The organism is Streptomyces sp. NPDC054842 (genome assembly GCF_053611025.1).
Genome location: NZ_JBSGZN010000032.1, coordinates 1 through 11,969 on the forward strand (window position 1 = coordinate 1; position 11,969 = coordinate 11,969).

At 69.5% G+C, this 11,969-nt stretch carries 11 protein-coding genes; 8 read left to right on the top strand and 3 right to left on the bottom strand.

Annotated elements, in window-relative coordinates:
• The first annotated feature begins 254 nt into the window (after positions 1–254).
• Positions 255–563, top strand: a complete 309-nt coding sequence (locus tag ACWGIS_RS23840; protein ID WP_453364559.1) for a small hydrophobic protein — start codon at positions 255–257, stop codon at positions 561–563.
• Positions 564–705: 142 nt separating this feature from the next.
• On the opposite strand, the gene ACWGIS_RS23845 is transcribed toward ACWGIS_RS23840, so the two are convergent.
• Entirely contained in the window at positions 706–1,530 is an 825-nt protein-coding gene (locus ACWGIS_RS23845; RefSeq protein ID WP_453364492.1) for a potassium channel family protein, read from the bottom strand.
• A gap of 197 nt (positions 1,531–1,727) precedes the next feature.
• Positions 1,728–4,475 (bottom strand): pyruvate dehydrogenase (acetyl-transferring), homodimeric type, encoded by a 2,748-nt coding sequence (aceE, locus tag ACWGIS_RS23850; protein WP_453364493.1) that lies wholly within the window; start codon positions 4,473–4,475, stop codon positions 1,728–1,730.
• A gap of 469 nt (positions 4,476–4,944) precedes the next feature.
• On the opposite strand from aceE, the gene ACWGIS_RS23855 reads away from it, so the two are divergent.
• The 6 genes from ACWGIS_RS23855 to ACWGIS_RS23880 all read left to right on the top strand — a co-directional run bounded on the left by ACWGIS_RS23855 (position 4,945) and on the right by ACWGIS_RS23880 (position 9,643).
• Positions 4,945–5,382, top strand: coding sequence for a DUF3052 domain-containing protein (locus ACWGIS_RS23855; RefSeq protein WP_183116860.1), 438 nt, complete (start codon positions 4,945–4,947; stop codon positions 5,380–5,382).
• A gap of 174 nt (positions 5,383–5,556) precedes the next feature.
• A complete protein-coding gene (locus tag ACWGIS_RS23860) occupies positions 5,557–6,015 on the top strand; it encodes a peroxiredoxin (protein WP_355787441.1) in 459 nt (152 codons plus the stop codon).
• 115 nt (positions 6,016–6,130) lie between these two features.
• Positions 6,131–6,706 carry a TerD family protein gene (locus tag ACWGIS_RS23865; RefSeq protein ID WP_121403257.1) on the top strand — a complete coding sequence of 192 codons (576 nt, stop codon included), beginning with the start codon at positions 6,131–6,133 and terminating at the stop codon, positions 6,704–6,706.
• Between the two features lie 135 nt (positions 6,707–6,841).
• Positions 6,842–7,417: a TerD family protein gene (locus ACWGIS_RS23870; protein ID WP_355787438.1), complete on the top strand. Its 576-nt coding sequence runs from the start codon at positions 6,842–6,844 to the stop codon at positions 7,415–7,417.
• A gap of 146 nt (positions 7,418–7,563) precedes the next feature.
• On the top strand, positions 7,564–8,712 hold the full coding sequence (locus ACWGIS_RS23875; protein WP_453364494.1) for a DUF475 domain-containing protein: 1,149 nt from the start codon (positions 7,564–7,566) through the stop codon (positions 8,710–8,712).
• Positions 8,713–8,905: 193 nt separating this feature from the next.
• On the top strand, positions 8,906–9,643 hold the full coding sequence (locus ACWGIS_RS23880) for a TerD family protein (protein ID WP_453364495.1): 738 nt from the start codon (positions 8,906–8,908) through the stop codon (positions 9,641–9,643).
• A gap of 42 nt (positions 9,644–9,685) precedes the next feature.
• On the opposite strand, the gene ACWGIS_RS23885 is transcribed toward ACWGIS_RS23880, so the two are convergent.
• Positions 9,686–10,582, bottom strand: a complete 897-nt coding sequence (locus tag ACWGIS_RS23885) for a TerD family protein (RefSeq protein ID WP_453364496.1) — start codon at positions 10,580–10,582, stop codon at positions 9,686–9,688.
• 189 nt (positions 10,583–10,771) lie between these two features.
• On the opposite strand from ACWGIS_RS23885, the gene ACWGIS_RS23890 reads away from it, so the two are divergent.
• Positions 10,772–11,935 carry an HpcH/HpaI aldolase/citrate lyase family protein gene (locus ACWGIS_RS23890; RefSeq protein WP_453364497.1) on the top strand — a complete coding sequence of 388 codons (1,164 nt, stop codon included), beginning with the start codon at positions 10,772–10,774 and terminating at the stop codon, positions 11,933–11,935.
• Positions 11,936–11,969: the final 34 nt, after the last annotated feature.

An 11,969-nucleotide genomic window follows, 5' to 3' on the forward strand; every position in this document is an offset into this window, starting at 1 on the left:
GCCGACGGCCGCCCCGTCACCCCTTTTTCGTCACCCCTTTTTCGCTCATCAGGGTGACAACGCTCAAGATCCCTCCCGCCCCGTGCCCGCCGCAGGTCACAGTGGGTCAAGTCCTCCGCACGGCATGGGGGGCGAGCGGAGCTGCGGCGCGCCGCCGGCGGGGGGCGGCGCGCAGGCAGGTCTGCCGAGGGGGAACGGGGGTACCCGCACATCGAACCCGAACTGCCCAAGAGGGCTTGAGAGTTCAGGAGTTGATGATGGCGGGCTTCGGAAACGGCACGCGCAGGCACCCCCGTTCACGTGGCCGGACGTGGTCACGGACCGGGCCGGATCGCGCGACGCTGGGCATCATCGGACTCGTGTGCGCGGTCGCGGGATTCTTCGCACTGGGGATCGTCCTGGGGCCGGTGGCCATGGTCTGCGGCTGGCTCGCCATGGGCCGCAGCTGGGCCGGCGCCCGACCGCTGCCGGCACTGATCGCCGTCGTCCTGGGCGCGATCGACACGCTCCTCGCCCTCGTCTGGCTCATCGGCGCGGCAGGCCCCGGAAACGGCCTGCTCTGACCACCGGGCCGGAACCGTCACCCCCGCGGGCACGTCGTCCCGCGGGCGGCACGGGGGCACAGCCACCGGTGCCGGGCCCCTGACGCCAGGCGCCCCGGTACCGGGCTCACGCTTGCACGGCGAATCCGGGAATCCGGGGTCTTCACGAGGGCCGACGCGGCAGCCCCGCCGAAGGCCGACGCGGCAGCTCCAGCCGGCCCTGGGCCGGCTGTGCCGGCTCGGTCGGCGCCGGCACCGGATGCGCGGCCCGGGACAGGTCCGCGACCTGCGCCCGCAGCGCCCGCACCTCCTCCGTGAGCGCCTCGATCGCCGCGGTCTGCCGGCGCTCCTCCACGTCGTCCTTCTCGAAGCGCGCGATGAACCACGCCGCGATGTTCGCCGTGACCACACCGAGCAGCGCGATGCCCGAGAGCATCAGGCCGACCGCGAGGACCCGGCCGAGACCGGTGGTCGGGGCGTGGTCCCCGTACCCCACCGTCGTCATCGTGGTGAACGACCACCACACCGCGTCGCCCAGCGTTCTGATGTTCCCGTGCGGCGACTCCCGCTCCACCGACAGCACGGCGAGCGAACCGAACATCAGCAGGCCCACGACCGCGCCCACCACGTACGTCGTCAGCCGGATCTGCGAGGCCATCCGCGCCCGCCGCCCCACCAGCATCAGGGTCGAGACGAGCCGCAGCAGCCGCAGCGGCTGGAGCATCGGCAGGATCACCGCGCACAGGTCCATCCAGTGCCCGCGCACGAACTTCCGCCGGTCGCGGGCCAGTCCGAGCCGTACGAGGTAGTCGCCGGCGAAGGCGCCCCACACGACCCACTCGACCACCGTGCAGCCGAGCGTCAGGGTGCGGCTCGCGCCGCTGTCCACGATCGGCACCGCGTAGGCGAGGGCGAAGGCGACCGCCAGCGCCAGCAGCGGCCGTTGAGTGCGCCGCTCCCAGCGGGCCTGCGCCGATTCTTGCTTCATGTCGGCATCGTAGGAGCCCCGCTCGGGCGGACGTTCACGCGACGGCCCCGGAGGGCAGGCTGTGAGCCGGCGAAAAGGCGAGCGTGCGCGCACCGCGGTCACGTCCGCCGGTGAACCGGACGCGGACGACGGGACCGGCTGAGGCATGGAGCGGGGCGGCGGGATCCCCGATCCCGCCGCCCCGGAAGACGTCCGTGCTACGCGTCGCCCCCCGCGGCCCCCGGGTCCGCCGCCGTCACGTCGAGCAGCTGGTAGCGGTCGATCGCCTGCTTCAGGACCGAGCGGTCGACCTTGCCCTCGCGGGCCAGCTCCGTCAGCACCGCGACCACGATCGACTCGGCGTCGATGTGGAAGAAGCGCCGGGCCGCGCCGCGCGTGTCCGCGAAGCCGAAGCCGTCCGCGCCCAGGGACTGGTAGGTCCCCGGCACCCAGCGGGCGATCTGGTCCGGCACCGAGCGCATCCAGTCGGAGACCGCCACGAACGGGCCCTCGGCACCCGACAGCTTCCGCGTCACGTACGGGACGCGCTGCTCCTCCTCGGGGTGCAGCAGGTTGTGCCGCTCCACCTCGACGGCCTCGCGGCGCAGCTCGTTCCAGGAGGTCGCCGACCAGACGTCCGCCCGGACGTTCCAGTCCTCCGCGAGGACGCGCTGCGCCTCGACGGCCCACGGGACGGCGACGCCGGACGCCATGATCTGCGCCGGGATCGAGCCCGCGGTGCCCGCGCTGAAGCGGTGGATGCCCTTGAGGATGCCGTCGACGTCGACGCTCGAAGGCTCGGCCGGGTGCTGGATCGGCTCGTTGTAGACGGTGAGGTAGTAGAAGACGTCCTCGCCGTGCGGGTGCTCCTCGGTCGAGCCGTACATCCGGCGCAGGCCGTCCTGCACGATGTGCGCGATCTCGAAGCCGTACGCCGGGTCGTACGCGACACAGCCCGGGTTGGTCGAGGCGAGCAGCTGCGAGTGGCCGTCCGCGTGCTGGAGGCCCTCACCGGTCAGGGTCGTGCGGCCGGCGGTCGCGCCGAGCACGAAACCGCGCGCCAGCTGGTCGGCCATCTGCCAGAACTGGTCGCCGGTGCGCTGGAAACCGAACATCGAGTAGAAGACGTACACCGGGATCAGCGGCTCGCCGTGCGTCGCGTACGCCGAACCCGCGGCGATCAGCGAGGCCGTGCAGCCCGCCTCGGAGATGCCGTCGTGCAGCATCTGCCCGGTCGGCGACTCCTTGTAGGCGAGCAGCAGCTCGCGGTCCACGGCCTCGTACTGCTGGCCGAGCGGGTTGTAGATCTTCGCGCTCGGGAAGAACGAGTCCATGCCGAAGGTGCGGTACTCGTCGGGCGCGATCAGCACGAACCGCCTGCCGATCTCCTTGTCCCGCATGAGGTCCTTGAGCAGCCGCACGAAGGCCATGGTGGTGGCGATCGACTGCTGGCCGGAGCCCTTCTTCACACTCGCGTACGTCTTGTCCTCGGGAAGTGCCAGCGGCTTCGACCGCACGACCCGGGTCGGCACGTAACCGCCCAGGCCCTTGCGGCGGTCGTGCATGTACTGGATCTCCTCCGAGTCCCGGCCCGGGTGGTAGTACGGCGGGGCGCCGGACTCCAGCTCCCGGTCGGAGATCGGGATGTGCAGCCGGTCGCGGAAGCCCTTGAGGTCGTCGACCGTCAGCTTCTTCATCTGGTGGGTGGCGTTGCGGCCCTCGAAGTTCGGCCCGAGCGTCCAGCCCTTGACGGTCTGCGCGAGGACCACGGTCGGCTGGCCCTTGTGCGCCTTGGCCGCCGCGAACGCCGCGTACACCTTGCGGTGGTCGTGCCCGCCGCGGCCCAGGTGCAGGATCTGGTCGTCGCTCATGTTCTCGACCATGGCGCGCAGCCGGTGGTCGTCACCGAAGAAGTGCCGGCGGATGTAATCGCCGGTCTCGGTGGCGTACGTCTGGAACTGGCCGTCCGGCGTGGTGTTCAGCTTGTTGACCAGCACGCCGTCGCGGTCCTGCGCCAGCAGCGGGTCCCAGGTGCGGTCCCACACCAGCTTGACGACGTTCCAGCCGGCGCCGCGGAACTGCGACTCCAGCTCCTGGATGATCTTGCCGTTGCCGCGCACCGGGCCGTCGAGCCGCTGGAGGTTGCAGTTCACCACGAAGGTCAGGTTGTCCAGGCCCTCGCGCGCCGCGATCGACAGCTGGCCGAGCGACTCCGGCTCGTCCATCTCGCCGTCGCCGAGGAACGCCCACACGTGCGACTTGGAGGTGTCCGCGATGCCGCGCGCCTCCATGTAGCGGTTCATCCGCGCCTGGAAGATCGCGCCGAGCGGGCCGAGGCCCATCGACACGGTCGGGAACTCCCAGAAGTCCGGCATCAGCCGCGGGTGCGGGTACGACGACAGCCCGTACGGTGCCTTCGACTTCTCCTGCCGGAACGCGTCGAGCTGCTGCTCGCTCAGCCGGTCCAGCAGGAACGCGCGGGCGTAGATGCCCGGCGAGGCGTGCCCCTGGAAGAAGATCTGGTCGCCGCCGTCGCCCTCGTCCTTGCCGCGGAAGAAGTGGTTGAAGCCCACGTCGTACAGCGAGGCGGAGGAGGCGAAGGTGGCGATGTGCCCGCCCACGCCGATACCGGGGCGCTGCGCCCTGGACACCATCACGGCCGCGTTCCACCGGGTGGCGTTGAGGACTTTGCGCTCGATCTCCTCGTTGCCGGGGAAGAAGGGCTCGTCCTTGGTGGCGATCGTGTTGACGTAGTCCGTGCTGCGCATCTCGGGCACGGCCACGCGCTTCTCGCGCGCCCGCTCGATCAGCCGCAGCATCAGATAGCGGGCCCGCTCCCGGCCGCGCTCGTCGACGGCGGCGTCGAGGGAGTCGAGCCACTCCTGGGTCTCTTCGGGATCGAAGTCAGGTACCTGACTCGGAAGGCCGCCAATGATGATCGGGTTGCGATCGGATCCGGAAGCCACGCTGTTCCTTCACTGTCAGAGGGCCATTTTTCCCTGGGTTTCCAGGTGTCTGCACCGTTCCCCATCGTGTACCTCGGGAACGCGATCGTCATCTCTACCGAGAGGTAACCGTCACGTCCGTCCGGCCCGTTCGGGGCGGGTCGGGCCAAATCGCAACGATACGCCCAGCCGGTCACGCGTTCCGCAAAGCCATTCGACTCCCGTACCCTCGGAGGGTCCCGAATTCCGCAAACCGGGCAGAAGGGCGTGCTGTGCGTCACCGGCAGCTGTGATTCGATGCCAGGAGTTGCGTCGACACGGCCAGGGTCGTCACCGTTTCGGCGGTCTCGGCGGCCTGGTACTTGCGCGATCCGCCCGGCCCGTGTGGACTACGGCCAATGCTTCGCGCACGCGCGTGGCTGAAGACTCCTCCCAGCTCTCGAACGAGCAGGGGGGAGACCCCGACCGAAACATGATCAGGAGGCAACCCGTGAGCGCGACCGCGGACCACGCGGAGGAGAGGACGAACCCTGCCGCGAGGCTGGGGTTCCAGCCCGAGCAGGTGGTCCAGGAGATCGGCTACGACGACGACGTCGACCAGGAGCTCCGCGAGGCCATTGAGGAAGTCATCGGCAGCGAGCTCGTGGATGAGGAGTACGACGACGTCGCCGATGCCGTGGTGCTGTGGTTCCGCGACGAGGACGGCGACCTGACGGATGCGCTGGTGGACGCCACCACGTACATCGAAGAGGGCGGCACGATCCTGCTGCTGACGCCGAAGACCGGCCGCGACGGCTACGTCGAGGCGAGCGACATCGCCGAAGCCGCGACGACCGCGGGTCTGTCCCAGACGAAGACCGTCAGCGTGGGCAAGGACTGGAGCGGCAGCCGGCTGGCCACGCCGAAGGCGGCCAAGTCGAAGCGCTAGCTCCGCTTCTCCCTCCCCGGGGCGGTTCCCGTGAACCGCCCGCAGCAACGTGTGTGAGGCCCCCGCCGATCAGCCGCCGGCGGGGGCCTCACCCATGTGCGGCCACCCTTCCCGTGGATCACTGCGTAGGCTGGTCGTCACCCGAACAGCCCCCTGGAAGGGAAGCGTGTGACCATGGCGATCGAGGTCGGCACCAAGGCCCCGGATTTCGAGCTGAAGGACAACCACGGAGCCACCGTGCGGCTGTCCGACTTCCGCGGTGAGAAGAACGTGGTGCTGCTCTTCTACCCCTTCGCCTTCACCGGTGTGTGCACCGGTGAACTGTGCGCCCTGCGCGACGAGCTCCCGAGGTTCACGGACCGCGACACCCAGCTGCTCGCCGTCTCCAACGACTCCATCCACACCCTGCGCGTCTTCGGCGAGCAGGAGGGCCTGGACTACCCGCTGCTGTCGGACTTCTGGCCGCACGGCGAGGTCTCGCGCGCGTACGGCGTCTTCGCCGAGGACAAGGGCTGCGCCGTGCGCGGCACCTTCGTCATCGACAAGGAGGGCGTCGTCCGGTGGACCGTCGTCAACGCGCTGCCCGACGCGCGTGACCTGAACGAGTACATCGAGGCGCTCGACACCCTGTGATTCTTCGGTCGCAAGCCCTGCAGGGTACGGGAACCCGTCACTAGGATCGAGACGTTGATCCGAATACCGACGCACGACGGGGCTCCCCGCCCCTGGACACCATTTGGGAGGACTCGTGGGAGTCAGCCTCAGCAAGGGCGGCAACGTCTCGCTGTCGAAGGAGGCCCCCGGCCTGACCGCGGTCATCATCGGTCTGGGGTGGGACGTCCGCACCACCACCGGCACCGACTTCGACCTCGACGCCAGCGCCATCCTGACGAACGCGGAGGGCAAGGTCAGCAGTGACGCCAACTTCGTGTTCTTCAACAACCTGAAGAGCCCGGACGGCTCGGTCGAGCACACCGGCGACAACATCACCGGTGAGGGCGAGGGCGACGACGAGCAGATCAAGGTCAACCTCGCCGCCGTACCGGCCGACGTCGAGAAGATCGTGTTCCCGGTCTCCATCTACGACGCCGAGAACCGCCAGCAGTCGTTCGGCCAGGTCCGCAACGCGTTCATCCGCGTCGTGAACCAGGCGGGCGAGGCGGAGATCGCGCGCTACGACCTCTCCGAGGACGCCTCGACGGAGACCGCGATGGTCTTCGGCGAGCTCTACCGTCACGGCGCGGAGTGGAAGTTCCGCGCCATCGGCCAGGGGTACGCCTCGGGCCTGCGCGGCATCGCGCAGGACTTCGGCGTGAACGTCTGAGCCGAAGACGGGCCCCGCGGGGCCCCCTGGCTCACCCGTCCGGCGCCGCACACATCGAGTGCGGCGCCGGACGCGCTCGACGGCGGCGCCGGACCGCCGGACAACTGAAGTTCCATCTCGGGGAGGACCAGCATCATGGGCGTCACGCTCGCCAAGGGAGGCAATGTCTCCCTCTCCAAGGCCGCACCCAACCTCACGCAGGTGATGGTCGGGCTCGGCTGGGACGCGCGCTCCACCACCGGAGCCCCCTTCGACCTCGACGCCAGCGCCCTGCTGTGCAACGCGGGCCGGGTGCTCGGTGACGAGTGGTTCATCTTCTACAACCAGCTCAAGAGCCCCGACGGCTCGGTCGAGCACACCGGTGACAACCTCACGGGCGAGGGCGAGGGCGACGACGAGTCGATCCTGATCGACCTCTCCAAGGTGCCCGCCACCGTCGACAAGATCGTGTTCCCCGTCTCCATCCACGAGGCCGACAACCGCGGCCAGACCTTCGGCCAGGTCAGCAACGCCTTCATCCGCGTCGTCAACCAGGCCGACGGCCAGGAACTGGCGCGCTACGACCTCAGCGAGGACGCCTCCACCGAGACCGCGATGATTTTCGGCGAGGTCTACCGCTACAACGACGAGTGGAAGTTCCGCGCCGTCGGACAGGGGTACGCGTCCGGTCTGCGGGGCATCGCCCTGGACTTCGGGGTCAACGTCTCGTAGGCGGTATGCGGGGCCCGCCCGCGTCGCCCGGGGGGACCGCGCTCTACACTTCGAGGTCAATGTTAGGTAAAGCCGAGTACGGCGCGGGGAAAACCCTCCTCCGAGCTCCGCTTGGGGGGCGCCCCCAATACACGATTGGGTAGCCAGTGCTTCTGAAAACCTTCGGCTGGTCGTTTGCGGTCACCGCACTCGGCCTGGTCGCGGCGGTTCTCTACGGGGGGTGGACCGGCTTCGGCATCGTGGCGATCCTGTCCGTCCTCGAGATCTCGCTGTCCTTCGACAACGCGGTGGTCAACGCCGGAATCCTGAAGAAGATGAGTGCCTTCTGGCAGAAGATCTTCCTCACGATCGGCGTGCTGATCGCCGTCTTCGGCATGCGTCTGGTCTTCCCCGTCGTCATCGTGGCGGTGACCGCCAAGAAGAGCCCGATCGACGCGGTCAATCTCGCGCTGACCGACAAGGACCAGTACCAGCAGCTGGTGACCGACGCCCACCCGGCCATCGCCGCCTTCGGTGGCATGTTCCTCCTGATGATCTTCCTCGACTTCATCTTCGAGGACCGGGACATCAAGTGGCTCGGCTGGCTGGAGCGCCCGCTGGCCAAGCTAGGCAAGGTCGACATGCTGTCGGTCTGCATCGCGCTCGTCGCCCTGCTGATCACCTCCATGACCTTCGCGGCCCACGCCCACCAGCACGGCGGCGCGCACGCCGACAAGGCCGAGACCGTCCTGATCTCCGGCGTCGCGGGCCTGATCACCTACATGATCGTCGGTGGTCTCTCCGGCTACTTCGAGGACAAAATCGAGGAAGAGGAGGAGCGCGAGCACGAGGCCGAGGAGGAAGCCAAGAAGAGCGGTAAGAAGCCGTCGGCGGTGGTCCTCGCCGGCAAGGCCGCGTTCTTCATGTTCCTCTACCTCGAGGTGCTGGACGCGTCCTTCTCCTTCGACGGTGTGATCGGCGCCTTCGCCATCACCAACGACATCGTGCTGATGGCGCTCGGCCTCGGCATCGGCGCCATGTACGTCCGGTCGCTCACGGTCTACCTGGTCCGCCAGGGCACCCTCGACGACTACGTCTACCTGGAGCACGGCGCGCACTACGCGATCGGCGCCCTCGCCGTGATCCTCCTGGTCACCATCCAGTACGAGATCAACGAGGTCATCACCGGCCTCGTCGGCGTCATCCTGATCGCCTGGTCCTTCTGGTCCTCCGTACGCCGGAACAAGGCGCTCGCGGCGGCCGAGGGAAAAGGGGAGGGCTCGGACGACAGGACTGAGGTCTCGTCCGGGGTCTGACACGCACCGGGCCGGGGGGTTGGCACCCCGCCCGTTGAGGAACGCTCTGTGCGGGGCGGTCGTCGAGGACGAGTCCTCGGTGCCGCCCCGCACGGCTGTGCCCGCGACGACGTCACGGGCGCCGCACGCACCCGTGCCCGGGGCGGGGAACGGCACGGCCACGACGTAGGCAGCACGCACTGTGGGGGGCGCAATGAGTTTCTGGGAAGACCTGTGGCGCGGACGGTCGGCCGACTTCGACTCGGGCAGCGCCTCGACCAACTCCATCGAACTGACCAAGCGGCACCGGCAGGTGTCGCTCACCAAGCAGGGCGCGGCCACCGGCAACCTGCGCGTCAACCTGTCCTGGCGGATGCGCACCTCCGACATCGGCGGGCCCGAGCGCGGCAGCCTGCTGCGCCACCCCTTCCAGGCGTTCCGCCCGGAGGTGGTCCAGGCCCACACGCAGAGCATGGTCAACGTCGACCTGGACCTCGGCTGCATGTACGAGCTGACGGACGGTTCCAAGGGCGTGGTCCAGCCCCTGGGCGGCTTCTTCGGCGAACTCAACGCCCCGCCGTACGTCAAGCTCAGCGGCGACGACCGCTTCGGCTCCGGCTCCGGCGAGACGATCTTCGTCAACCTCGACCACCGCGACGACATCAAACGGCTGCTCGTCTTCGTCTACATATACGACCAGACCCCGGCCTTCGACCGTACGCACGCCATCGTCACCCTCTACCCGAGCAACGGCCCCCGGATCGAGATCGGCCTCGACGAGCGCCATCCGCAGGCCCGCTCCTGCGCGGTCGTGATGATCGAGAACATCAAGGGCGAGCTGACCGTGCGCCGCGAGGTGAGGTTCGTCTACGGCTTCCAGGCCGAACTGGACCGCCTGTACGGCTGGGGCCTCCAGTGGGGGCGCGGCTACAAGTCGAAGGTCGACCGCTGAGCGCCCTGTGCTGGCCTGCACCCGCCGCGGCGGGTGCCCGGGTCACCGGCCGATGAACTGAGGACCCTGCGGAGGCAGCTCGAAGTCCGGGTCGGGGCCGGGACCCACCGGCTGCGGATAGCCGTACGCGGGCGGCTCGGCGGACGCCGTCTGCTGCTGGGGATAGCCGTACGCGGGCGCCGGCGGGGCGGCGGTCTGCGGATAGCCGTACGCGGGCTGCCGGGCGGGCTCCGGCGGGTAGCCGTAGGCGGGCTGCGAGGCCTGCTGGGGCACCGGCGCGGGCTGCTCCGGGGGCAGCGGCACCGAGGTCTCCGGCGAGCCGGCGGGCGCCGCCCACGTCTCGTCCGTGGCACCGGCCGGCGCGGCCCAGGTGCCCTCGGACTCGCTGTCGGGCTCCGACTCGTCCACCGAGATGCCGAAGTCCGTCGCGAGCCCCTGCAACCCGTTCGAGTAGCCCTCGCCCAGCGCCCGGAACTTCCACCCGTCACCGCGCCGGTAGAGCTCCCCGCAGATCAGCGCCGTCTCCGCGCCGGTCTCCGGCTTGATGTCGAAGTACGCGAGCGGCTCACCGTCCCCGGCCGACGCGTCGTACAGCAGGATGCGCAGCTCGCGTACGCGGTCGAAGGTGACGCCGTCCGCCGAAGCGACCAGCAGAATCTGGCCGACCGCCGACTCGACCCCGGCCAGATCCGTCTGGATCGTGTCGGTGAGACCCTCGGCGACCCGCTTCTTGCCGAGCCGCCAGACCTTGGCCGAGGGGTGCCGGGGCTGGTTGTAGAAGACGAAGTCCTCGTCGGATCGCACACGACCGTCGGGGCCGAGGAGCAGCGCCGAGGCGTCGACGTCCGGCACGCCCTGCCCGGGCGCCCAGCGCAGCACGGCACGTACCGCCGTGGCGTCCAGCGGGACGTTCGACCCCTTCAGCATCGCGTGCGTCATGCGGTCATCCTGCCCCCTCGGGCCTGGTCACGACAACGCGGGGTACTCGGCTCCCGCACAGGAACAGCAGGCACCGGACACAGCCGAGTTACCAGAACTTCATGCTCGGCGGGAACTCTTGACATGGATATCTACGTACTATTACCGGCCACATCACGTCAGGCCGTCTAGCCACCACGGGGGAGTCTCATGCGTCATTTCGGGCACGTCGCCCCTGAGGTGCGCCAACGCCTCTTCCACCAGGAGCCCTGCGTCTTCGGCGCGGACTCCCCGGCCCCCGTCCTCGCCGCGGCCCTCGGAGCCACGCTCTACAGCCCCGCGACCCGGCCGCGCCTCGCCGACGACGTCGTCAAGCAGTCCGGGCGCGGCGTCGTCTCCATGGTCCTGTGCCTGGAGGACTCCATCGACGACGCCGAGGTCACCGACGCCGAGGAGAACCTGGTCGGCCAGTTCACCGACCTCGCCGCACGGCCCGGCGCCGAGCTCCCGCTGCTCTTCGTACGGGTCCGCGCCCCCGAGCAGATCCCGGACCTCGTCCGGCGGCTCGGCCCCGCCGCCCGCCTGCTGTCCGGATTCGTGCTGCCCAAGTTCACCGAGGAGCGCGGCACCCCCTTCCTGGAGGCCCTCACCGCCGCCGAGACGGCGAGCGGACGGCGCCTGTTCGCCATGCCCGTCCTCGAATCACCCGGCCTGCTCCACCTTGAAACCCGCCGGGAGACCCTGGAGGGCATCTACCGCACGGTCGACAAGTACCGCGACCGCGTCCTCGCGCTGCGCCTCGGCGTCACCGACTTCTGCTCCGCCTACGGACTGCGCAGAGCCCCCGACATGACGGCGTACGACGTCCAGATCGTCGCCTCCGTCATCGCCGACGTCGTGAACGTCCTCGGCCGGGCGGACGGCACGGGATTCACCGTCACCGGGCCCGTCTGGGAGTACTTCCGCCTCCAGGAGCGCATGTTCAAGCCGCAGCTGCGGCGCAGCCCCTTCACCGGAGCGGCCGAGGAACTGCGGACCACGCTCATCGAGCACGACATGGACGGACTGCTGCGCGAGATCGCCCTCGACCGCGCCAACGGACTCCTCGGCAAGACCTGCATCCACCCCTCGCACGTCCTGCCCGTGCACGCGCTGTCCGTCGTCAGCCACGAGGAGTACAGCGACGCCCAGGACATCCTGCGGCCCGACCGCCTGGGCGGCGGCGTGCTCCGCTCCGCGTACACGAACAAGATGAACGAGGTGAAGCCGCACCGCGCCTGGGCCGAGCGCACCCTCCAGCGCGCCGAGGTCTTCGGCGTGGCGAACGAGGACATCGGCTTCGTGGAGCTGCTCGCCGCCGGACTGCCCGCCTGAACCGGCCCGTACCGACCGGCCGACCGACCCAGCA

Coding starts and splice junctions, on each gene's coding strand:
- ACWGIS_RS23840 (WP_453364559.1), top strand. CDS start 255: ATGATGGCGGGCTTCGGAAACGGCACGCGCAGGCACCCCCGTTCACGT.
- ACWGIS_RS23845 (WP_453364492.1), bottom strand. CDS start 1,530: ATGAAGCAAGAATCGGCGCAGGCCCGCTGGGAGCGGCGCACTCAACGG.
- ACWGIS_RS23860 (WP_355787441.1), top strand. CDS start 5,557: ATGGCGATCGAGGTCGGCACCAAGGCCCCGGATTTCGAGCTGAAGGAC.
- ACWGIS_RS23870 (WP_355787438.1), top strand. CDS start 6,842: ATGGGCGTCACGCTCGCCAAGGGAGGCAATGTCTCCCTCTCCAAGGCC.
- ACWGIS_RS23880 (WP_453364495.1), top strand. CDS start 8,906: ATGAGTTTCTGGGAAGACCTGTGGCGCGGACGGTCGGCCGACTTCGAC.
- ACWGIS_RS23885 (WP_453364496.1), bottom strand. CDS start 10,582: ATGACGCACGCGATGCTGAAGGGGTCGAACGTCCCGCTGGACGCCACG.
- ACWGIS_RS23890 (WP_453364497.1), top strand. CDS start 10,772: ATGCGTCATTTCGGGCACGTCGCCCCTGAGGTGCGCCAACGCCTCTTC.